The organism is Luteibacter rhizovicinus, from assembly GCF_004342265.1.
GTDB classification, from domain to species: Bacteria; Pseudomonadota; Gammaproteobacteria; order Xanthomonadales; family Rhodanobacteraceae; genus Luteibacter; species Luteibacter rhizovicinus_B.
The window spans coordinates 187,017-209,795 of sequence record NZ_SMCS01000007.1 but is presented as its reverse complement, the minus strand read 5'-3'; the positions used below and the strand labels follow the sequence as shown (position 1 = coordinate 209,795).

Here is a 22,779-nt window from a genome sequence, read left to right as displayed (position 1 = left end):
GGCCTCCCCAATCGGGGAGGCCTTCGTCTTTGCGGCTGTTGCCGGTGCGCGCATCGCGCGCGACCCGCAACAGGTCACCGCCAGGGGCTTTATCCAAAAACCCGTCCTCGTTTGAGGGCGGGTTTTTTCTTGTCTGCTGCATCCGTTCCCCATGGGAACGGGCTGCAACAGGTCACCGCCAGGGGCTTTATCCTGAAATACCCGCTACGAGCCATCGTGGCGGGTTTGCCCGCGTTTCCTCGGAATACGCCGCCGCTTCGGCGAATGCCCGCCACGCTGCAACGGTGGAGTGAAGGAACGTGCTAAGTTCCGGCATCCCAGTCTCCAAACCCGCCAAGATGACTTCCGCCCGATAAAGCTTTTCCCACCAATCGGCTACAGTAGTCACATGTATCTCCACACATTCGGTTTGCGCGAGCCGCCGTTCGCGGAGGCACCTGATCCGCGCTTTGCCTGTCTGTTCACGCGTGAGCGTGAGCTGTTAGCGCATTGCGAATACGCGCTGCTCTCCACAGCGCCGGCAGTCATCCTGCTGACGGGCGATGCAGGTGTAGGCAAAACGCTTTTGTGCATGTTGCTCGAGGCGGAAATGGCGCCCCATGGCGTGCGCACCGCCACCCTGAATAGTGCGGTTCACTCTCAACATGCAGCCGACTGGCTGCGCTCGCTCTATCTCGCATTCGGCTTGCCGCTACCGCTCAGCGCGGAGGCGAACACCGAATCGCATCTGATCGATGGCCTGGCCATGACGCTCGGGCGTCTGAGTCATCAGGGGCAACGCTTCCTGCTGGTCATCGACGATGCGAGCGATCTGCGGGAAGAGTCGTTCAGTTTGCTCGACCAGTTGATGCAGGCGGCCGAGCATACTCACGCCTGGCTGCATATCGTCCTGGCGGGTGAGCCCGGTCTGCGCGACAGGCTACAAGAGGGTGCTGCCCGTGCGATCGACGCGCGAATTCGCACGCGGTTACCTCTGGCGACCTTGTCGCCGGAAGAGAGCGAGCGCTACGTCCGTCATCGGCTCCACATTGCGGGGACGACCCGCATGCCATTCAGTCGCCTTGGATTGAGGTCGTTATGCGAAGACGGCGAAGGCAGTCCCGCCCGCCTGAATGCACTGGCTAATCGCGCCCTGGAGCGAGCCGGCGAACGGGGCGAGCAGTCGATCGGCGAACGAACGCTCGCGCAGGCGGCGCAAGAAGTCCTTCCCCAGTACGCACGTTACTGGCTGCGCCGTTACCGCCGACTGGTATGGATAGCCGGTGCGGCGATCACGCTCCTGGTCATCGCCGGTGTCGCGGGCTATTTCCTGTCGGGACGTAGCCCGTCGCGGCCGAAGAATCTGGTCACGGTATCGCCCGAGCAGGCGCTGTCCAAGCTGCGTGACGCATTACCCGCGCCGGAGGTCGGACAGCTCCGGGTATGGGGGGAACTCCTCGCCCGCTGGCAGGTCGGGTCGAAGGAAACGTCCGTCGCGAACGCCATCAATTGCGACGCTACGATCTTCCCGGGCTTCGCCTGTGTAAGTGGCCGAGGATCGCTCGATCAGCTACGACGCTTCGATCGCCCCATGGTGCTCGAACTCGACGACAGTGGAAAGAAACAGCAGGTGCTGCTTGTCGGCGCAGGGGATACCACCGTACGTCTCTATCTCGGCGGCAAATACGTCGAGCTTGCACGCACGGCATTCCAGGACATCTGGAAGGGGCAGTTCTACGCGGTGTTCCGCGTGGATCCGAATATGCCGTCCCGCCTGAAGCGTGGCGATAACGGCGAAGGTATGCGCTGGCTTCTCGCTCATCTGACGGATGGTTCGACGGCGGCTATCACGTCGGCGGATTTCGACCGGGGCGTGGAAACCCGCGTTAAGTTGGTGCAGGAGCGATTCGGTATCGCAGCCGACGGTATCGTCGGGCCGGAGACCATGTTCGCCTTGTCGGCGACGGACCAGGATGGCCCCCATCTGGTGCGCAACGTTCCATGAATCTCTTCGTTCGTGTGGACACGCGCCGGCGTTCCCGTCTTTGCTGGGCCACGTTGCTCATCGTCGTTCTGTGCGTCGTGTGCTTCGTTGCGCTTGCGCTGAGTGCGCCGGCCGAGCGTCTGGCGATCATGCTGCACTGGGGAACCGTTCCCGCGCATCTGTTCACCGCGGGCGTTCCGATCTGGCAGCAGCTGAGCGACCCCGCGTTGTTGCGGCTTGCGACCGCACTTTTCATTCACGGTGGCTGGTTGCATCTCGTCAGCAACCTTCTGTTCCTTGTGATCTTCAGCTTGCCGGCCGAGCGGCGACTTGGGTCACCGCGCTTCCTCCTGCTCTTCCTGATGGGCGGCGTGGTGGCCAACCTGATCGGTGCGATTTCGCTGACCGGCGCACGAGTGGCGATCATCGGTTGCAGCGGCGCCGTTTCCGCCGTTGTCGGCGCTTACGTAACGTTGTTTCCGCGCGAACGTCTTGGGCTGGTACTTCCGCTGGGCCTGTACCTCGAATTCGTTCGCGTACCGGCCTTCCTGTTGATCGGCATCTGGGCGCTCGTGCAATTGCTTTTCAGCTACGCGGGCGCGAGCTACGGTGCCGTCGTCTGGTGGACACACATCGGCGGATTTCTGTTCGGCATCGTCTTCGCGTTTTTTTCGCGCGGCGCGATCGTGCGCCGGTTACGCGGCTGACAGTTCGCACGCTGCGCGAACATGTTCGCGAAGGAATCCACGTAGCAGCGCCGTGGCTTCCGGCGTCGGCACCACGGCGGCGAGCAATGCGTCGGCGGGTTGGCCTTCCGCACGTAATGCATCCTGCTTGCGTCTGATGTACGCACGCATGACTTCAGCGCTGAACTCGGGATGGAACTGGGTGCTGACCGCATGCCGTCCGTAACGAACCAGGTGATGCGGATCGCGTGCGGAACGCGCTAGCGCACGTGCGCCCGCCGGGAGTTCAAGTACGGCTTGTTCGTGCGTCGTATGCGCGTGGAACCGGCCGGGAAGATTCGTGGCGACCGGGTCATGCGCTGCATGCGCATGGGTTTCCAGCGGTATCGTGCCCATCTCGCGCCCACCTTCCAGATAGTCGACACGTCCGCCCAGCGCGTGCGACATCAATTGATGTCCGTAGCAAACACCAAGTAACGGCAGGTCGATATCCATCGCGTTACGAATCCAGCCAGCCGTGCGTTCGCTCCATGGCAGCCGTTCGGTCACCATCGACGCCGATCCGGTGATGACGGCGCCGGCACATGCGAGTGGATCGGGCAGGTCGTCGCCTTTCTCTACATCGACGATCCGCACATGCGGATCGCGCAGGCGCAGACCCAATCGAAACCAGCGGGGAAAGTCGCCATGACGTTCGCTGATGACATCGGGCGCGCGGCCGGTACGGATAATCAGAACAGGTTTCATGATCGCAATATTAAGGTCAGATAGCTGAATCGATATCGGTCGGCGGAAGCACGGTCAGCACTTCTTTTACGGTAGTCAGGCCCACGGCGACCTGTGCGGCGGCTGAAATGCGCAGTGGCTTCATACCTTCCTTCAATGCCGCGTCGCCGAATTTCCCCAGGTCGAGCTGCGCCCCGATGATGCTACGAAGGCGCGAGGAAACCCGCATCATCTCGTACACACCGGTACGACCCAGGAAGCCCGTCTTACGGCATTCCAGGCAGCCCACGGGATGGAAGACGCGTTCCGGAAGCGGAATGTCCCAGCCGTGGGTGAGTGCGTTCCATTCGGCGGGATCCTGTTCGCCCGGCTGCTTGCAGTGCGGGCACAGCGTACGAACGAGTCGTTGCGCGACCACGCCCGTCAGCGTCGACTGGATCAGATAATGCGGTACGCCCAGGTCGAGCAGGCGTGTCACGGCGCTCGGCGAGTCGTTCGTATGCAGTGTCGACAACACCAGATGTCCGGTAAGCGATGCCTGCACGGCCATCTGCGCGGTTTCCAGATCGCGGATTTCGCCGATCATGATGATGTCCGGATCCTGGCGGAGCAGGGTGCGCACCCCTGCCGCGAAATCGAGGTCGATCGCCGGTTGCACCTGCATCTGGTTGAGCTCGGGCGACACCATTTCGATGGGGTCTTCCACCGTGCAGACGTTGAGTTCCGGCCGCGCGAGATGTTTCAGCGTCGAATACAGCGTCGTCGTCTTGCCCGAGCCCGTCGGTCCCGTAACGAGGACGATGCCGTGCGGCCGCTCCACCATCGATCGCCAGAGTTCGCCTTCTTCGGGCGAAAACCCAAGCTGCTTGAATTCCTTCACGACAAGGTCGGGATCGAAGATGCGCATCACCACCTTTTCGCCGAACGCCGTCGGCATGGTGGAAATACGCAGTTCGACTTCACGCCCGCCCGCCGATCGCGTCTTGATGCGGCCATCCTGGGGGCGACGTTTTTCGGCGACGTCCATGCGGCCCAGAATCTTCACGCGCGACGTCACGGCGGTCATGACCGGCGGCGGCAGCTCGAATACTTTCTGCATGACGCCGTCGATGCGAAAACGCATCTGTCCGGCATCGCGGCGCGGTTCCAGATGGATATCCGATGCGCGTTGTTCGAAGGCGTATTGCAGCAGCCAGTCGACGATATGAACCACGTGCCGGTCGTCAGCACCCAGCTCGCCGCCCTTGCCCAGTTCGACGAGTTGTTCGAAGTTGATGATCTTCGAGTTGTCGTTGCCCTTGGCGTCGTGGGCCAGCTGAATCGAGCGCTGTACGCCGTAGAATTCGAGCAGGTAACGGTTGATGTCGATGGGGCTGGAGACTACGCGGCGCACTTCGCGACGGAGCATTTGCGTCAAGTCGTTCGCCCAGCCGGTGTCGAAGGGTTCGGCTGTGGCGAAAGTGACTTCGCCCGGGCTCGCCGCTACGGGCAGGATGCGATGACGCTGCGCATAGGCGCTGCTGACCACCTGAGTGACTGCCGCCACGTTGATCTTCATCGGATCGATCTTCAGATAAGGCAGATCCGCTTTACCCGCCAGCCATTCCACCAGCGTTTCCAGACTCAGCGGGCGGGCCGGTTCGCGACGGTTATCCAGCTTCGCATTGGCGATGACGACGAGAGGATGCAGTTCGATCGCGGTGCGGCCGCTGCGCGAGCCCATGCGGACACGCTTGGCGTCCTCGCCGGTCAGGTACCCGTCGACAACGAGCGTCGCCAGGACTTCGTCCAGTTCCAGACGTCCACGGCGACCGAGCAGCGAGGTGGTATGCGGATTGACTGCCATCGTATGTGTGCCCTGGTCGAAACCTGCGAGGTGTTGTCGTCCGCTGCGCAGGGTGTGCCGGACGTCCCGGCGGACCGGGGGCGTCGCCCGGGCCCCTGGCGAATCGCACATCGCTATACTAGCCCGCTTTCTCAAGGACTCGGGAACCATGTCCGCGCCCACCTTCCAAGACGTGATCCAGACCCTGAACCGTTATTGGGCCGACCAGGGCTGCGTGCTCGTGCAGCCCCTAGATACCGAAGTCGGCGCCGGTACGTTTCACCCTGCCACCTTCCTGCGCTCGCTCGGACCCGAACCCTGGGCCGCGGCCTACGTGCAGCCCTGCCGCCGCCCCACGGACGGCCGCTATGGCGACAACCCGAACCGTCTTCAGCACTACTACCAGTACCAGGTGGTCCTGAAGCCCAACCCGGACGACATCCTCGAGCGCTACATCGGCTCGCTGAAGGCGCTGGGTATCGATCCGCTCGTCCATGACCTGCGCTTCGTCGAGGACAACTGGGAATCGCCGACGCTTGGCGCCTGGGGTCTCGGCTGGGAAGTCTGGCTGAACGGCATGGAAGTCACCCAGTTCACGTATTTCCAGCAGGCGGGTGGCCTCGAATGCCGTCCGGTCACGGGTGAAATCACCTATGGCCTGGAACGCCTGGTCATGTACCTGCAGAACGTCGACAGCATCTACGACATCGTCTGGACCAACGCGCCGCACGGCGTAGTGACCTACGGCGACGTCTTCCACCAGAACGAAGTCGAGCAGAGCACGTACAACTTCGAATACGCGAACGTCCCCGAGCTGTTCCACTGGTTCGACGTGTGCGAGGGCGAGGCGGCCAAGCTGATTTCGGTCGGCCTCCCGCTGCCCGCCTATGAGCAGGTCTGCAAGGCCAGCCATGCGTTCAACCTGCTCGACGCCCGGCGCGCCATCAGCGTGACCGAACGTCAGCGCTACATCCTGCGTGTCCGCACGCTGGCCCGGAGCGTGGCCGAAGCCTACGTCGCGCAGCGCGAAAAACTCGGCTTCCCTGGCCTGAAGAAGAACAAGGAGGCCACCCGTGGCTGAGAAGCGACTGCCCCTTACCGTGGAACTGGGCACCGAAGAACTGCCGCCCAAGTCGCTTGACGACCTGTCGGCCGCCTTCCTGCGCGGAGTGGTCGATGGCCTCGCGAAGCGCGGTATCGCCGCGGACGTCGATAACGCGAAGGCCTACGCCTCGCCGCGTCGTCTGGCGGTTCACGTGCCTGGCGTCGCCCTGGCGCAGCCGGAGCAGTCGGTCGAACGCCGCGGTCCGGCCATTGCCGCCGCGCTGGACGCCGAGGGTCAGCCCAGCAAGGCGCTGCTCGGCTTTGCGCAATCCTGCGGCGTCACGGTCGAGGCGCTGGAGCGTCTGGAAACCGACAAGGGCGCCTGGTTCGTCTTTCGTGCGGTCCATCCGGGGCAGGACACCGCTGCCTTGCTGCCGGACATCGTAGCCGAAGCACTGAAATCGCTGCCCATACCGAAGGCCATGCGCTGGGGCGATCGCGAAGAATCCTTCGTCCGTCCGGTGCACACGTTGCTGATGCTCCACGGATCGTCGATCGTCGATGGCGAGATTCTGGGGTTGCGTAGCGGCCGGCTTTCGAGCGGCCACCGTTTCCATCATCCGAAGCCTGTTCATGTGGCCGACGCCGATAGCTGGCTGGACGCCTTGCGTCACGCGCATGTCCTGGCCGATCCGGACGAGCGTCGTCAGCGCGTCCGCGACGAGGTCGCCCGTGTGGCGACGGGCGGTACGCCGCGTCTGGGCGAAGGCCTGCTCCACGAAATAGCCAACCTCACCGAGTGGCCGGTGGCGATTGCGTGCACGTTCGAGCGCGAATTCCTCGACGTTCCCCCCGAAGCGCTCGTCACCACCATGGAAACGAACCAGAAGTTCGTGCCGGTGTTCGACGCCGAGGGTCGGTTGACCGAGCACTTCATCGGCGTGGCCAACATCCAGAGCAAGGACCCGGCCGAGATCCGCAAGGGTTACGAGCGAGTCATCCGTCCGCGTTTCGCCGACGCCAAGTTCTTCTGGGACGAAGATCTGAAGCAGCCGCTGGCCAGCTATCAGGAATCGTTGAAGAACGTCACTTACCAGCAGTCGCTGGGCAGTCTCTGGGACAAGACCGTGCGTGTAGCCGAGCTGTCCCGCGTGGTGGCCAATCGCGTCGGCGTCGACGCCGGCCAGGCCACGCAGGCCGCCGCGCTGTCCAAGTGCGATCTGCTGACCCGCATGGTCGGCGAATTCCCAGAGCTGCAGGGCGTGATGGGGCGTTACTACGCGTCGCGTCAGGGCCAGCCGGCCGAGGTTGCGGACGCACTCGACTCCTTCTACCAGCCGCGCTTCGGCGGCGACGCCATCGCCGCCGGCAAGGTGGGCCAGGTGCTTGCCGTTGCCGAGCGCCTCGATACGCTGGCGGGGATCTTCGCCGTCGGCCAGAAGCCCAGCGGTAACAAGGATCCGTTCGCGCTCCGTCGCGCGGCGCTCGGTCTGGCCCGTACGCTTATCGAGGGCGGCCTGGACATCGATCTCCGCGCCGCTTTCACCGAAGCCCTGGAAATGCTGCCCGAGGCCGCGCTGATCGCTGGCGTGAAACCGGGCAAGGACGGAAAGGCACCGGTCGTCGACCTCGGGGCGCGCCGCGCCGCGCTTGGCGACGAAATCTATGCCTTCGTTCTCGATCGCTTGCGCGGCTACTACGCCGATCAAGGCTTTACGGCCGACCAGTTCGAATCGGTGCTGGCCATCTCGCCCTCGTCATTGCCCGATTTCGACCGACGCCTGCGTGCCGTGGGCGAGTTCGCCCGTCGCGAAGAGGCTGCCAGCCTCGCTGCGGCAAACAAGCGCGTAGCGAACATCCTGCGCAAGCAGGCGGAAGAGGAAGGCGCGACAGCTATCGGTACCGAAGTCGACATCGCGCATTTCGAGCATGACGCCGAGCGCGACCTTCATGCGGCGCTGATCGCGGCAAAGGCCGACACTCGCGGGTTGCTGGGGCAGGGCGACTACACAGGCGCACTGGCGCGTCTGGCGGAACTTCAGGGCCCGGTCGACCGTTTCTTCGACGGTGTGCTGGTCAACGCTCCCGATCCCGTGGTGCGTGCCAATCGTCTGGCGTTGCTTGCGCAACTGAAGGCCTCGTTCGGCGCTATCGCCGACATCTCGAGGCTTTAACCACACTATCCCGCGGCCTGCCGAAGGCCGCGGGTGTCATTCAGGCAGCGATGCCGTTGCCGCGATCGCTCTGCACGCGCGACTGAAGCTTATGGTGGAAAGCCACCATCCGGTCGGCGTAGTCCGTGCGAGCCGTGTGATGGAGGATTTCATACATCTCCGCCACCAGGTCCGCATGATTCGACGGCGAGAACTGACCGCCGGCCATCTCGATGTCCGACTGCAGCAGTTTCATGGCCGATGCCAGGCGGCTCGAGTCGAGCGCTATGGTGCCCTGCGAATCGGTATCCTGATCGCCTCGTCGCTCGCGCACCGTCTCCGACGTTTCGATGCGTCCGGCGACATCGTCGCTGTTGTTCCCCAGCATCATCGGACCCTCGCCAGCCGCCAGCCAGAGCAGCGAAATGCCCAGGGTGCGTGCCATCGTGACGCAGCGGCCGCGCGACGGATCGGTATTGCCGTCACGCCAGCTCCGCACGACACCTTCGGAGAAACCGCAGCGTCGCGCGATTTCACTGACACTGCCGGAAGCCTTGATAACGGCCTTCACACGACTTGCGAACGTCTGCGATTGTTCGCCGCCGTCGGGATCGTTCGGCAATGCACCGGACATGGCCACCATAGACCGGGTCGCCACGATATGTGACCTCAGATTCTCGCTCATGCGCGTATCAACCTCGTTTTGAGTGCTTCGGGGTCGGTTGCCCAACCTTGGTATCGCCTCGGACAACGCGCGAAACCCGTTTACGGTGTACACCGATCTTCCTTTCGATCCCCCATTGCCTCAGAAGTTTCTGAGTTCTTGCTTTCGCAAAGATGAAATATGCCTTTAGACAAGGCGCAAAAAGGTGCAAATCGGCCAGAATTTACTAGGAATGATTCGTAGGAATTCGTCTTGTCTTGTGCCATTGGTCATAGATGTCGCAGGTGTAACTTGCGGTTTGACATGAAATTTTTGTCATTGTGGGCAATCCTTTCCTCGTAATTTATTGCGGAATAGGGTTTTTTCCTACGTTATTTTCGTGTTGTGACTCGTTAAAACTTACGCTATATCAGCTCCACGCTCCTTCAGCAGAGGGGGCGCCAGGGGGAATGGAGCGGTATCGCGCAGGGGGAAACTCGCGATTCCAGAGGGCTCCTTTCTGAATTCTTACGTCCAACGTCCATCGGGTGGCCTTCTGCCGCCCGGTCGAACCGTGTCGCAATTTTTTGCGCTCGCGCTGCACGCGTGTGCTTACAGGGGAGACTTAATGAATGCTTTGAATTTCGGTCGCAGGCAGTTCCGCCGAACGGCCCTCGCCGCCGCACTCGGCATGACGCTGGCTAGTGGCGTCGTCTACGCCCAGTCCAACTCATCCGGCGTAATTTTCGGTCGTGCCGATAGCGCCACTGGTGCGACGGTGAAGATCGTCAACGTCGACACCGGCCTCTCACGTGAACTGCCCGTTTCCAGCGATGGCCGCTACCGTGCCACGTCGCTGCCCGTCGGCTCTTATAAGGTCACCCTCCTGCGCGACGGCAACGTCGTCGAAACGCGCGACGTGCAGGTCAACATCGGCTCCGGTAGCGATGTGTCCTTTGCCGCCGCGTCGGCCACGCAAGCCCAGACGCTCGAAGGCGTGCAGGTCGTCGGCACCTCGCTGCCGGCCATCGACGTTTCGTCGGTCGACTCGCGCACGGTGCTGACTTCCGAGCAGCTTCAGCGCATCCCGGTTGCTTCCAACGTCAACGCCGCCGCTCTTCTTGCTCCCGGCGTGGTTGCCGGCGACAGCCGCTACGGCGGCGTGATTTCCTTCGGTGGCGCTTCTGCGGCCGAGAATCAGTACTACATCAACGGTTTCGCCGTCACCAATCCGCTGACCGGTCTCGGCTTCGCGACGCTTCCGTTCGATGCCATCGACCAGCAGCAGATTCTCACGGGTGGTTACGGTGCCGAATACGGTCGTTCGACCGGCGGTGTCGTCAACCTGACGACCAAGCGAGGCAGCAACACGTGGAAGGCCGGTGCACAGGTGCAGTGGAGCCCGCGCGCGCTCACCGCCAATCCGCGCAGCATCTACTATCCGCAGCATACGGGTAACGTCACCGATGGCACGATCTATCAGGATCGCAGCGGCAACAAGACGACCAATACACTTTATGGCCTGTACGTCAGCGGCCCGCTGATCAAGGACAAGCTGTTCATCTACGCGGCTGCCGATGTCGTCCGTCAGGACGGCTCGCGTGGCGTCACCAATGTGCTCACCCGCACGTCGTTCGACGGTCCTCTGAAGGCCAACCACTGGTTGGGCAAGATCGACTGGAACATTACCGACAGCCACATCCTCGAACTGACTGGCCTCGGCGATACGAATCTCAACGATACGACGATCTATTCGTACGATTACGCAACCAAGTCGCGTACCGCCCGCCTCGGTACCGAGCACCAGAAGAACCTTGGTACAGCCAACTCGACACCGGGTGGCGTAGCCTACATCGGCAAGTACACCGGCTATATCACCGATTCGCTGACTGTCGACGCGCTTTACGGTCATAGCCGTACGGACCATATCGACGTCGTCACCGGTGCCGCCGGCGTCAATTGCCCGAATATCGTCGATAACCGCAACGTTCCGGCAGCTCGGAAGCGCGTGAGCTGCGCCCCTGTGCAGGGCAACCTCAACACTCCGGGTGCGTACGACGAAGTCGACAACATTCGTTTCGACATCCAGTACCACATCGGCGACCACGATCTGCGCGTCGGTATCGACAATCAGAAGGCCGAATCCTTCGGCGGTCTCGCGGTGCAGGGCGGTGCTACGTGGACGTACACCACGCCGCCTGCAAGCGGCACGATTTCCGGCTTTCCGGAACTCGCCATTCCCGCAGGTTCGACAGAAATCGTCCGTCGTCAGATCTTCCGCGCGTCCGGTAACGTCAAGGTCGAACAGTCAGCGCAGTTCATCGAAGACAACTGGCAGGTTTCCGATCGCTGGCACGCTTACATCGGCCTGCGTAACGAGCAGTTCAAGAACTTCAACACCGACGGTGTCGTGTTCGTGAAACAGCGTCACCAGCTGGCGCCGCGCCTGGGTCTGACCTGGGATGTGTTCGGCGATTCGACGTTCAAGGTGTATGCCAACGCCGGTCGTTACCATCTCGCAATCCCGTCCAACGTCGCGATCCGCGGCGCCGGCCCGCAGCTGTTCGAGCGCCAGTACTTCACCTATGCGCCCGGCTCGATCGATCCGATCACGAACGTACCGACCAATCCGGTCGCCATCAGCGGCATTCACTACGCCAACGGCGCCGACGGTTCGGCACCGGATCCGAAGACACTTTCGGCGAAGAATCTGAGCGCGTACTACCAGGACGAGTACATCCTGGGCTTCGACAAGCAGCTGGCACCCGACTGGACGATGGGCGCGAAGGTCACCTATCGCAAACTGCGTAGCATCATCGACGACATGTGCGATTCGCGTCCGATCGAGGCCTGGGCTGCGCGCAACAGCATCACGATCAGCCCCGACGCCAACATCCCGGGCTGCTTCCTGTTCAATCCGGGCAAGGGCAATACGTTCACCGTCGATCTCAACAACGACGGCAAGTACGAGAACATCGTGCTGTCGAAGGCCGACCTGGGCTTCCCGGAGCTGAAGCGCAAGTACGTCGCCCTGAACCTGTATGTCGAGCATCAGTTCAACCAGCAGTTCTACGGTCGCGCCGAATACGTGCTCTCGCACAGCTACGGTAACTCCGAAGGCCTGCTGAAGTCGGACATCGGCCAGCTCGATCCGTCGGTAACCCAGGACTGGGACTTCCCGGAACTGATGATCGGCTCGAACGGTCCGCTGCCCAGCGACCGTCGTCACCAGCTGAAAGCATATGGTTTCTGGCAGATGACGCCGGAATGGATGTTCGGCGCGAACCTGGCGGCCTATTCGGGACGTCCGAAGAACTGCCTCGGTATCCGCGATCCGGACATCTATAACTACGGCTCGTCGTATTTCTACTGCGACGGTGAATCGCCGCGCGGTTCGAAGGGTCGCCTGCCGTGGACCTACCAGCTGTCGCTGAACGCCGAATACCGTCCGGCGATGTTCAACCACGACCTGTCATTGAAGCTCGATGTGTTCAACCTGCTGAACCAGCAGCGCGAGCAGAACATCGACGAAACGTTCCAGACCGGCGATGGCAACCCGAGCCCGACGTATACGCGTGCTCTTAGCTACTCCGCTCCGCGCAGCGTTCGCCTCACGGCACGTTACGACTTTTCGCTCTAAGCACTAAAGCGCAACAACAATAAGCTGCGGGGCGTACGCGCCCCGCAGCACGAATGGACTCTCCCCAGACTCTTCCCTGGCCTCTCCCGGCCGGGGATTTTTTTTGCGTCCAGGTAATCGATTCCATGAACAAATGTCCCGGTTTGAGACCTGGGGCACACCCGTTAAGTGTCCCTGTTCATGTAAATATTTTGTTGACACGGGGGTTCACGTGCCCCTATGTTCGGCTTCGGCGATCCCGAAACGGCATCTTTTTGCGCACTTGCGCGAGCATTCCGGTTCGGTTAGTCGACAGACTTGTCGGGAGCAGGTCTTCAGGGGGAGGCAGCCACTCGGGAGGAGTGAGCGGCTAATCCATCACCTTGATTACGTGCACCCGCAATGGGTTCTTTATTCGGCGGATTCGCCGGATTTTTGCTCGTTTTCAGGCCCGGTTTCGGGTCGATCTGGGGAGATTTGCACATGAGTTCTCGTAATATCCGGCAGGCATCCGTCCTGCGTCGTTCGAAGTTGGCCGTCGCGCTTGCGATGGGTCTCGGCCTTACGGGCGGCGCCTTCGCCCAGTCCACCACGGGTACCATCACCGGTCAGGCTCCGGCCGCCGCAGGCGAAACCGTTCAGGTTACCGGTTCCACGGGCGTTACCCGTGAAGTGCCGGTCGACGCCTCGGGCCGTTACCGCGTCGGTAACCTCCCGCTCGGCACGTACACCGTCAATGTGATGAAGGGCGGCGCGGTTGTCGATTCGCGCAAGAACGTCAGCCTGACGGTCGGCACGTCCTCGGAAGTCTCGTTCGTCGAAGCTGCCAACGCCTCCAGCGCCCAGTCCCTCGACCAGGTCACGGTCACGGCGAACAGCCTGCCGCAGATCGATGTGGCCGCCGTTGATTCCCGCACGGTCGTTACCGCCGAAACCCTCGCTCGCCTGCCGCTCGGCCGCAACGCCGAAGCCATCGCGCTGCTTGCTCCGGGTGCCGTTGTTGGTTCGGGCGACTTCGGCCGCACCGTCTCGTTCGGTGGCGCCGGCGTGTCTGAAAACGCGTACTACATCAATGGTTACAACACGTCCGACCCGCTCCGTAACCTCGGCGGCGTCGGTCTGCCGTACGGCGCGATCGACCAGCAGGAAGTCTATACGGGCGGCTACAGCGCCATGTATGGCCGTTCCGATGGCGGCGTTATCAGCCAGGTCGGTAAGCGCGGTACGAATGAATGGCACTTCGGTGCGCAGGCTCTGTGGGAGCCGAAGTTCGCGCGCTCGACTGCTGGTAATGTCATGTTCCCGAACAAGACGCTGCCGGCTGGTTACGACTATACGGACTCGTCGTTGCCGGGAACCGTTTATCGCAACCGCGACAACAACACCCAGTGGACGCGTACCGTCAGTGCTTATGCCGGTGGCCCGCTGATCAAAGATACGCTGTACATGTTCATTGCGGCGGAGTCGGAGAAGGTCGAAGGTAACAACACCACGTCGGCCATCGCCAGCACGGTTGCGAACAATCACTACACGTACGACCTGCCGAAGTTCTACGCGAAACTCGACTGGAACATCAACGACAGCAATATCCTCGAGTTGACCGGCATCAAGTCGTCGGACGAGCGCAGCGGTCAGTACTACGGTTATGACTACGCTACCCGCCAGTCGAGCGGTTCTCTCGGCACGTATCCTGACTCGACGAAGACCTCGTCGACCTACGGGATCGCCAAGTACACCAGCTATATCACCGACGACCTCACGTTGACGGCGACGTACGGCAAGAGCAAGACCACAGACGTCCAGCGCAATCCCGGCGACAACGGCATCGACCCGAACATCGGTCGTCCCGATTTGCAGGACCCCCTCATCACGGGCGGTAGCTCGATCGCGAACGGCACGACCACGACGCAGAAGATTGCGCCGGGCGCCAACAGCAAGACGCATGGCCTACGTGTCGACCTTGAGTGGCAGATTGGCGATCACCGGGTGACCGGCGGTATCGACAATATGAAGTACACCGCCAAGGACGAAGGTGTGACGACGACCGGTCCGGGTTATACGTGGATTTATGGTCGTTCCAGGAGTCCCGGCAGTGATCTTGTTCCGGCTCTCGGAGTGGGTCCGGCTGGTGGTCGGGGCTACTACGCCCGTCGTCTAATCTTCCAGACCTCGACGAGCATGTCGGTCGATCAGAAGGCTTACTACCTCGAAGACAAGTGGCAGATCAACGACAAGATCTTGCTCAGCGTCGGTGTTCGTAACGACAAGTTCACCAACTACAACAACGTCGGCGCTTCCTACGTCGATAGCGGCAACCAGTGGGCTCCGCGTATCGGCGCAAGCTGGGATGTGTTCGGTGACTCGAGCCTGAAGATTTACGGCAACCTCGGTCGTTACTACCTCGCGCTGCCCAACAGCGTCGCGATTCGTGGTGCGTCGTCGTCGACCTATACCAACGAGTACTTCACGTACACCGGTATCGCAGCTAACGGTGCGCCGATCGGTCTTACCCCGCTTGGTCCAGGCGCGGTGTCGGCGAACGGCGAGTACGGTCAGCCGAACGATGCGAAGTCCGTTGCCGCCGCCGACCTGAAGTCGCAGTATCAGGACGAAGCGATCCTCGGTTTCGACAAGACGCTTGGCCCGAGCTGGGTCACGGGTGCGAAGCTGACGTTCCGCAAACTGCAGACCGCTATCGATGACGTTTGCGACACCGGCAAGATCGCCGACAAGATGGTTTCGCAGGGCCTCGATCCGAACTCGGTGACGATTCCGGGTTGCGTGATCTTCAATCCGGGCGAGTCCAACCGTTTCAGTCTGGCGAATGCCAATGGCAACGGTCGTACCAGCGTCACCATGAGCACGTCGGATTGGGGCTTCTCGGAAGGCGCCAAGCGTAAGTACTACGCCCTCGACATGTACCTCGAGCATCCGTTCGATGGTAAGTGGCAGGGTCGCGTCGACTACACCTTCTCGAAGAGCTACGGCAACACGGAAGGTCAGGTCAAGTCGGACATCGGTCAGAACGACATCTCGAAGACGCAGGATTGGGATGCCGCCGCACTGATGGTCCACAGCAATGGCCTGCTGGCGAACGATCGTACGCATCAGCTGAAGGCTTACGGTAGCTACGCGCTTACCGACGAGTGGATGTTCTCCGGTGCGCTGCGCATCACGTCCGGTTCGCCGCGTTCGTGCCTGGGCTACTTCGGCCCGACCGAAGCGGATCCGATCGGCTACGGTTCGTCGTACCACTCGTGCGCGGGCAAGCTGTACGCTCCGGGCGACCAGCGGCTGCCGTGGATCAAGCAGCTTGACCTGTCGGTCACGTACCGCCCGTCGTTCGCGGATCACAAGCTGGCCTTTGGCCTGAGCGTGTTCAACGTGACCAACGAGCGCAAGCCGACCCTGGTCGATTCGACGTATGAAGACGACCGTTACACCGTGTCGAACACCTACGGTGCAGGCCTGTACTTCCAGACGCCGCGTTATGCTCGTCTGACCGCTACGTACGATTTCTAATCGTATAGAGCGGGTGTGATATGGCCGGCCATCTTTCGGGATGGACGGCTAAATAAAAAAACGCCACCTTTTGGGTGGCGTTTTTTTGTCCACACGGGACGTTTTCGCGTACATCGCCTTTGTATGCCTTACTCGACTGAGTCTCCGCCTAAGCGCTGCTCCGGAATTACGCGCGATAGCTTCTAAGAGCTCTCCGTCCCGGTTGTAATCGCTACCTGGCGTTTCCCGAACAACGGCGTGCCAGAAATTCGACGGAATCGGACCGATCTTCGGCCGGAACAGACGCCCGGAAACGAGATCCCACCCATTTGAGTGGCGTTTTCTTTGCCGAAGCCAAATGGCTGATAGGTAAGTACTTTCGCAATTTGGTATGCAAGTACCAGTCGGCAAGTCCCCGATCTGCAGAGCACCTCTCAGTTCGGACAGCCCCGATCCTTCGGCATCTTGACTTTTCTGCGGACATTTTTGCCGCTATCCTTCTACGTTCCCCCCGGAAGGCGTGCTACATACGCGCGCGTACTTTCCGCGATTCTTCATAGGTACTTTGACGAGGTTCAACCATGCGCAGGATCTTCTTGTCGCTGACGTCCGTGGCCGCACTGGCCCTCGCCGGCTGCAATCACTCTTCAGATGGCTCGCAGCAGCAGGCTGCCGGCGGTGGCGATACCGGCTCCGCCAACACCGTGAGCGGCACCGTCGCCCTGCGCGATACCAGCAAGACACTTTCCCCGGCCGCGAAGCTCGACATCGTTATCGTCGACGTCACGGCCCAGAACGGCACGCCGCTGGCCTCCAAGACGATTCAGCCGGTCACGCTGCCCGCGCAGTTCAAGCTTGATGTGAATCCCACCGACGTCAACCCGAACGACATCTATATCGTCGAAGCGACCATCACCGATGGCGAGCGCACCTACACCATGCCCCTTAAGGCACCGGTGCTGACCAAGGGTGGCAAAAACACCGCGGACATCCAGCTCGTCGGTGTAGCCACCGCGGGCGAGAAGGAACTGGCCGGCTTCAACGGCGTCAAGAAGAACATCGGTGGCATGAAGGTCACTCAGGGCACCGAACTGAAGGAAGGCGCGTCGCGCGGCTGGCAGATCTTCAAGCAGGGCAACGAAGTACAGTTCATCCGTGAGCTCGTCGATTATGGCGACAAGGGTTTCACGTCGACGGACTACGCATACAAGAACGGCAAGGCCTGGGTCATCGTCCAGGAGAAGAAGCCCAGCAAGGACGGCAAGCCGACCTCGATCGAGCGTGCTGGCTGGAACGATGCGGGCGATCTCGTGCTGAAGGACAATCAGGCGGGCAGCAAGACCGACGTTCTCTCCGACGCTGCGGCCAACGAACTGCGCAAGCAGGCTGAAGGCATCTACGCGAAGGTAGGCGGCGGCAAGAAGTAGGCTGCGGTCGTCACGTGTAGAAAACGCCGGCCATGCGCCGGCGTTTTTCGTTATCGACGTCCTATAAATGTGCGCCTAGCTCACGTATAGGCGTATACCTACATTGATTTCAGAGAAGGCCTACGCTACGCGGCAGTTTCGTCTGAGACCCTTTGGAGGTTCGGAGAGCGAAAGCATTGTTCGCTTCTCGCCCGATCCGGATGTGCACTCAGACGAGGGTATATATGAAAGCTCTATTTGTAGGTTGCGCAATGGCTGTTGCGGCTGTTGGTGCGTTGTTACCGATTCGCGCTGAGGCTGTCGTCCAGTACGGCAGTTCCACCTACTATTTCGACGCATCCAATCATGTCGTCGGCCAAAGTATTCTCTACTGCGACAACAAACCGTATCACTGGGGAATTTCGCCGCAGGGCAACTCCATTTCGATTCGATACTCCTGCGACACCACTACTGCCGTCAGCCTGGCGTTTCCGCCCAACATGGACCCGGTTGTCAGAAATGCTTTCTGCGCAGAATCCGGTGCGTGTGAAGTAGGGCCGTACCCATACCCGGGCTCGCCGCCGCTCGAAAGGGGCTACTGAGAGCAAAAAGAAAGGCGACCTTGCGTTCGCCTTTCTTCTATTGCGATTTATCCGGTCAATCGATCAGAACGCCAGCTTCACCCCAAGGTTCAGACCGTTGTACTTCTGGCTGTTGTCACTGAAGCGGCCGCTATAGCTGACCCAACCGCTCCATGCCTTGTCGAAGTCGGCGAAGAGGCCGAGGTCGGCGGTGCCCCAGGTCTTGTCCGGCGAGAAGCCTTCGAGAGCGAAGCGGCCGTTCATGCTCGTCAAGCCGGCTTCGACCAGGCGCGGGTCGGCCTTGCTGTCGTGGTTCCATGCCACTTCCGCGAACGGGTGCAGCAGCGTGCTGCCGGCCTGCCAGTTGCCCTGCAGACGCCAGCCGAGAGTGGCGATCTGCGAGTTGCGGCGCTGCTTGCCGAAGACCATGGCCGAGCTGTCGTTGCTGTATTCGTTGTAGCCGCTGACGCGGATGTTCTGCCATTCGACCGTCGCGAACGGGCCGGTCTTCAGCGTTTCGCCGCCGAACCACCAGCCGCCGGTCAGGGCAGCGCCAACGTGCGAACCGTCGGTCTTGCCGGTTTCGGTGCGGCGGGCGGTGCCGAGGTCGAAGGTGCGGTCGATATTGGTAAAGCTCAGCTGGCCGAAGCTGCCGTAGCCGCCGACGTAGCCGCCACCGTTGTGATACAGCACGTAGCCGGACGCGGCGATGTCCTGCATCTTGTAACCGCCGCCGCCGGAGAAGTCGGCGTTGTTCTGGGCGATGCCGAGAGCGATACCGGCCGAGACGTTGTCGGATGCGCGGACGTCCGCACCGACGGTCAGGTTCACGTTGTCGCTATCGGTCTTCGGCGAGTTGGCACCGGCCTTGAACTTCTGCTGGCCGTAATCGACCGCCGCGAAGACGCGCGTTTCGCCGCCGAAGTTATCGGCCAGCATCTGGTTGCGCAGCGTGCGGGTGTGCGCAGCGTTAGACGCCAGGGCGGACTCGCCCAGCAGCGAGATCTTCTGCGGCGCCGTGATGATCGATACCGCGTACTGGCTGAGCAGTGCATGCGCGGCGGTCGTCGGGTGGATGCCGTCGGCGAACAGGTAGCTGTTGTTCGCGCCGGCTTCAACCAGCGTGTTCGGCGTGCAGGTCAGCGAGCTTTGCGTGGTACAGGCTGGCGTTGTGACGTTCTTGAAGCCGTACTTCGACGGGTTGGCGATCACTTCGTTGAGCAGCGAATACGTATCGATCGGCACGATGCCGCGGTCCATCTGGGCGAGGCCGCCGGTCAGGATGCCGTTATAAAGCTGCGCGCCCTGCGAGGCGGCGGAGGCGAAAGCGGCGCCGCCCGCCATGGCTGCAGGCGTCTTGCCGACGTCCGGCAGGTTGAAGACGACGATCGTCTTCGCGCCAGCGGCCTGAAGCGCCTTGATCGCGCCGACTTCCTGCGTGGCGGCCGTGGCGATAGCCACCTGGGCCGTGGCGGGGTTTGTGGCGGCGAGCAGATCGTTCGCGCCGATCCACATCGTGTACAGCGCGTTCGGGTTGGCCTTGCCACCGTTGGCGGCGAGATAGCCCTGCACCTGCGCGGTCGCCGAGGGCACCGGATTGTTTACTGAGACGCGAGCGCCGCCGTAAGCGTAGTCGGTGCCACCCTTGATCGACGGGGTAAGCGACAGGTTGAAATAGGTCGCAATGTTCTCGACCGCTACCGTGCCCGGATTAGTCGTGAAGCGCGCAGCCACCGGCGAACCGGAAAGGTAGGCGACATTACCGCTGTCGCTCAGGCTGTCGCCGAACGAGACGACCTGCTGGAAATCGGTAGCGGCGGCGCCGGCACTGAAGAGCAGGGCGACGCTGATGGCGCCCGCGAGATGGCTGATACGCATGCTTACACTCCGTGTGGATGGGACGTTAGAGATTCGTTACGGTAATGCATGCCATACGCTTGCGCATGCTGCGCTGCACCGTGAGGGTACGCAGTCGATTGGCGCAGGGTTCTCCTGGTTCTTTTGTAGGAGCCCGCTTGCGGGCGAAAGCCAACAGGGCGGGGAAGCCGGAGGCTCACCCCCGCAAGCCCGATCTCCTGGCTGCGGATGCCAGCCACACAGCATTTCCGCTTCGTTGGCCTTCGCCCGCAAGAGGGCTCCTGCAGACCGGGACATCCGCGCGATGTCCGGGAAAGAGGTCGACGCAGGAGCGCGTTGGCCGCGCTCCTTTGGTCTTAGCGCTTCAGCGCCTTCGAGAACGCATCGGCGAAGGCGCTGTTTGCGGGCGCGGCCGCCGGCTTCGGCGGTGCGGCTGCCGGTCGGCCACCGCCGCCGCCCGGGCGACGATTGCCCTGGCCCTGGGGCTCGTCGCGTGCGCCACCCGGCCGACCGGTGCGGGCTTCGCCCGGCACGTCGTCCAGACGCATGCTGAGTGCGATGCGCTTGCGGGGCAAGTCGACTTCCATGACCTTGACCTTCACGATGTCGCCGGCTTTCACGGCGTCTCGTGGGTCTTTCACGAAGGTGTGCGAGAGCGCTGAGACGTGCACGAGGCCGTCCTGATGCACACCGACGTCCACGAAGGCGCCGAAGGCCGCCACGTTCGTTACGCGGCCTTCCAGCACCATGCCGACCTGGAGGTCCTTGAGATCTTCCACACCCTCGGCGAAGGAGGGGGCGACGAACTCCGGGCGCGGATCGCGGCCGGGCTTTTCCAGCTCTTTCAGGATGTCGCGTACGGTGGGTACGCCGAAGGTGGTATCGGTGAAGTCCTCGGCCTTAAGCCCACGCAGGAACGCCGTGTCGCCGATGACCTGCTTCACCTCGCGCCCGCATTGCTTGAGGATGCGTTCGACGACGGGGTAGGCCTCGGGGTGAACCGAGCTGGCGTCCAGCGGATTGCTGCCACCGGCGATGCGCAGGAAGCCCGCGCACTGCTCGAATGCCTTGTCGCCAAGACGCGGCACCTTCAGCAGATCCTTGCGGCTGGGGAACGGGCCGTTGGCATCGCGGTACTTGACTACATTCTCGGCGACGCTCGTCGAGAGGCCTGCAACGCGCGAAAGCAGCGGTGCGGAGGCTGTGTTCACATCGACGCCGACCGCGTTGACGCAGTCTTCGACTTTCGCGTCGAGCGCGCGAGCGAGCTTCACCTGATTCACGTCGTGCTGGTACTGGCCGACGCCGATCGCCTTGGGCTCGATCTTCACCAGTTCGGCGAGCGGGTCCTGCAGGCGACGGGCGATGGATACCGCGCCACGGATGGAGACATCGATATCGGGAAATTCACGCGACGCGAGTTCGGACGCGGAGTACACCGATGCCCCCGCTTCGCTGACGACGATTTTCGACAGCGCCAGGTCCGCATACTTCTTGATGACTTCGCCCGCGAGCTTGTCGGTTTCGCGAGACGCCGTGCCGTTGCCGATGGCCATCAGGTTCACGCCATGCTGCTTGCACAGCTGCGCGATGCGCGCGATGGACTGATCCCACTGGTTGCGCGGCTCGTGCGGATAGATCGTGTCGTAGGCGAGCAGCTTGCCGGTGGCGTCGACGATGGCGAGCTTGCAGCCAGTGCGGATACCCGGATCGAGGCCCATCACGGTCTTGTTGCCCGCCGGCGCGGCCAGCATCAGGTCTTTCAGGTTTTCGCCGAAAACCCGGATCGCTTCGTCTTCCGCACCCTCGCGGACGCGTCCGAACAGGTCCAGCGTCAGATGCAGGTGCAGCTTCACCCGCCACGTCAGGCGAACGGTTTCGCGCAGCCAGGTGTCCGCGGCGCGGCCACGATCGAGGATACCGGCATGCGCGGCCACGCGGCCCTCGCCTTCGGCATGGCCCTGATCGGCGTCCAGCGCCGGGTTGAGGTCGATCTCCAGCACGCCTTCGTTACGCGCGCGCATCAGCGCCAGCAGGCGGTGCGAAGGAATTTTGCCGACCGGTTCGCAGTGGTCGAAGTAGTCGCGGAACTTCGCGCCCTCGTTTTCCTTGCCGGCAACGACCTTCGCCCGGATCTGACCCTTGTCCCATAGCCAGTCGCGAAGTTCGCCGACCAGGCCGGCGTCTTCGGCAATAGTTTCCATCAGGATCGCGCGGGCGCCATCCAGTGCGGCCTTCGTGTCGGCGACGCCCTTTTCAGCATCGACGAAACCGGCGGCCAGCGCTTCGGGGTTCTGCGTGGGGTCTTCGCGCAGGCCGGTAGCCAGGGGCTCCAGACCGGCTTCGCGCGCGATCTGCGCCTTCGTGCGGCGCTTGGGCTTGTAGGGCAGATAAAGGTCTTCGAGACGGGCCTTGGTGTCGGCGGACATGATGTCGGCCTTCAGCGCGTCGGTCATCTTGCCCTGTTCGACGATGCTGTCGACGATCGCGGCGCGGCGATCTTCCAGTTCGCGCAGGTAGCGCAGGCGCTCTTCGAGCAAGCGCAGCTGGATGTCGTCCAGACCGCCGGTGACTTCCTTTCGGTAGCGGGCGATGAAGGGGACCGTGGCGCCACCGTCCAGCAGTTCTACCGCCGCGCGTACCTGTTCGGTTTTTGCGGCGATGTCATGGGCAATACGTTCTTCGATGCTCTGCATGTCGTTCCTGTGCGGCGGCCGGACGGCCGCTTGCTGCGATTCCAGCCGCCGATGATAGCAAGCCGCACAGGAGACGCCT

Annotated in this window: 13 protein-coding genes; 8 read left to right on the top strand and 5 right to left on the bottom strand. The window is 62.1% G+C overall.

Going from position 1 to position 22,779, the window contains the following annotated elements:
- Positions 1 to 388: 388 nt before the first annotated feature.
- Positions 389 to 1,984: an AAA family ATPase gene (locus EC912_RS16345; RefSeq protein ID WP_132146024.1), complete on the top strand. Its 1,596-nt coding sequence runs from the start codon at positions 389 to 391 to the stop codon at positions 1,982 to 1,984.
- Positions 1,981 to 2,670, top strand: coding sequence for a rhomboid family intramembrane serine protease (locus EC912_RS16340; RefSeq protein WP_132146022.1), 690 nt, complete (start codon positions 1,981 to 1,983; stop codon positions 2,668 to 2,670). The genes EC912_RS16345 and EC912_RS16340 overlap by 4 nt, the downstream gene beginning before the upstream one ends.
- Here the strand turns inward: EC912_RS16340 and EC912_RS16335 are convergent.
- Both EC912_RS16335 and EC912_RS16330 read right to left on the bottom strand, forming a co-directional pair.
- Positions 2,659 to 3,396 carry a glutamine amidotransferase gene (locus tag EC912_RS16335; protein ID WP_132146020.1) on the bottom strand — a complete coding sequence of 246 codons (738 nt, stop codon included), beginning with the start codon at positions 3,394 to 3,396 and terminating at the stop codon, positions 2,659 to 2,661. The two genes, EC912_RS16340 and EC912_RS16335, sit on opposite strands and share 12 nt — an antisense overlap.
- 16 nt (positions 3,397 to 3,412) lie before the next feature.
- A complete protein-coding gene (locus tag EC912_RS16330; protein ID WP_132146018.1) occupies positions 3,413 to 5,221 on the bottom strand; it encodes a GspE/PulE family protein in 1,809 nt (602 codons plus the stop codon).
- 148 nt (positions 5,222 to 5,369) lie between these two features.
- Between EC912_RS16330 and glyQ the strand changes: the two genes are divergently transcribed.
- Positions 5,370 to 6,281 (top strand): glycine--tRNA ligase subunit alpha, encoded by a 912-nt coding sequence (gene glyQ / locus EC912_RS16325; RefSeq protein ID WP_132146016.1) that lies wholly within the window; start codon positions 5,370 to 5,372, stop codon positions 6,279 to 6,281.
- Positions 6,274 to 8,418 carry a glycine--tRNA ligase subunit beta gene (gene glyS / locus EC912_RS16320; protein ID WP_207906871.1) on the top strand — a complete coding sequence of 715 codons (2,145 nt, stop codon included), beginning with the start codon at positions 6,274 to 6,276 and terminating at the stop codon, positions 8,416 to 8,418. The genes glyQ and glyS overlap by 8 nt, the downstream gene beginning before the upstream one ends.
- Before the next feature lie 40 nt (positions 8,419 to 8,458).
- On the opposite strand, the gene EC912_RS16315 is transcribed toward glyS, so the two are convergent.
- Entirely contained in the window at positions 8,459 to 9,082 is a 624-nt protein-coding gene (locus EC912_RS16315; protein ID WP_243649327.1) for a helix-turn-helix domain-containing protein, read from the bottom strand.
- Between the two features lie 586 nt (positions 9,083 to 9,668).
- On the opposite strand from EC912_RS16315, the gene EC912_RS16310 reads away from it, so the two are divergent.
- The 4 genes from EC912_RS16310 to EC912_RS16295 all read left to right on the top strand — a co-directional run bounded on the left by EC912_RS16310 (position 9,669) and on the right by EC912_RS16295 (position 18,168).
- Positions 9,669 to 12,680: a TonB-dependent receptor gene (locus EC912_RS16310; protein ID WP_132146014.1), complete on the top strand. Its 3,012-nt coding sequence runs from the start codon at positions 9,669 to 9,671 to the stop codon at positions 12,678 to 12,680.
- Between the two features lie 462 nt (positions 12,681 to 13,142).
- Entirely contained in the window at positions 13,143 to 16,181 is a 3,039-nt protein-coding gene (locus tag EC912_RS16305; RefSeq protein ID WP_132146012.1) for a TonB-dependent receptor, read from the top strand.
- Positions 16,182 to 16,741: 560 nt separating this feature from the next.
- The gene (locus EC912_RS16300; RefSeq protein WP_132146010.1) at positions 16,742 to 17,587 is read left to right on the top strand and encodes a YbaY family lipoprotein; all 846 of its coding nucleotides are present in this window, start codon (positions 16,742 to 16,744) and stop codon (positions 17,585 to 17,587) included.
- Positions 17,588 to 17,811: 224 nt separating this feature from the next.
- A complete protein-coding gene (locus EC912_RS16295; RefSeq protein ID WP_132146008.1) occupies positions 17,812 to 18,168 on the top strand; it encodes a DUF6289 family protein in 357 nt (118 codons plus the stop codon).
- A gap of 63 nt (positions 18,169 to 18,231) precedes the next feature.
- On the opposite strand, the gene EC912_RS16290 is transcribed toward EC912_RS16295, so the two are convergent.
- Positions 18,232 to 20,025, bottom strand: a complete 1,794-nt coding sequence (locus tag EC912_RS16290) for an autotransporter outer membrane beta-barrel domain-containing protein (RefSeq protein WP_132146006.1) — start codon at positions 20,023 to 20,025, stop codon at positions 18,232 to 18,234.
- A gap of 335 nt (positions 20,026 to 20,360) precedes the next feature.
- A complete protein-coding gene (locus EC912_RS16285) occupies positions 20,361 to 22,700 on the bottom strand; it encodes a Tex family protein (RefSeq protein WP_132146004.1) in 2,340 nt (779 codons plus the stop codon).
- Positions 22,701 to 22,779 lie beyond the last annotated feature (79 nt).

Bases quoted from the DNA above. Each gene is read 5' to 3' on its own strand.
- EC912_RS16345 (WP_132146024.1), top strand. From the start codon at position 389: ATGTATCTCCACACATTCGGTTTGCGCGAGCCGCCGTTCGCGGAGGCA.
- EC912_RS16340 (WP_132146022.1), top strand. From the start codon at position 1,981: ATGAATCTCTTCGTTCGTGTGGACACGCGCCGGCGTTCCCGTCTTTGC.
- EC912_RS16335 (WP_132146020.1), bottom strand. From the start codon at position 3,396: ATGAAACCTGTTCTGATTATCCGTACCGGCCGCGCGCCCGATGTCATC.
- EC912_RS16330 (WP_132146018.1), bottom strand. From the start codon at position 5,221: ATGGCAGTCAATCCGCATACCACCTCGCTGCTCGGTCGCCGTGGACGT.
- glyQ (WP_132146016.1), top strand. From the start codon at position 5,370: ATGTCCGCGCCCACCTTCCAAGACGTGATCCAGACCCTGAACCGTTAT.
- EC912_RS16315 (WP_243649327.1), bottom strand. From the start codon at position 9,082: ATGAGCGAGAATCTGAGGTCACATATCGTGGCGACCCGGTCTATGGTG.
- EC912_RS16310 (WP_132146014.1), top strand. From the start codon at position 9,669: ATGAATGCTTTGAATTTCGGTCGCAGGCAGTTCCGCCGAACGGCCCTC.
- EC912_RS16305 (WP_132146012.1), top strand. From the start codon at position 13,143: ATGAGTTCTCGTAATATCCGGCAGGCATCCGTCCTGCGTCGTTCGAAG.
- EC912_RS16300 (WP_132146010.1), top strand. From the start codon at position 16,742: ATGCGCAGGATCTTCTTGTCGCTGACGTCCGTGGCCGCACTGGCCCTC.
- EC912_RS16295 (WP_132146008.1), top strand. From the start codon at position 17,812: ATGAAAGCTCTATTTGTAGGTTGCGCAATGGCTGTTGCGGCTGTTGGT.
- EC912_RS16290 (WP_132146006.1), bottom strand. From the start codon at position 20,025: ATGCGTATCAGCCATCTCGCGGGCGCCATCAGCGTCGCCCTGCTCTTC.
- EC912_RS16285 (WP_132146004.1), bottom strand. From the start codon at position 22,700: ATGCAGAGCATCGAAGAACGTATTGCCCATGACATCGCCGCAAAAACC.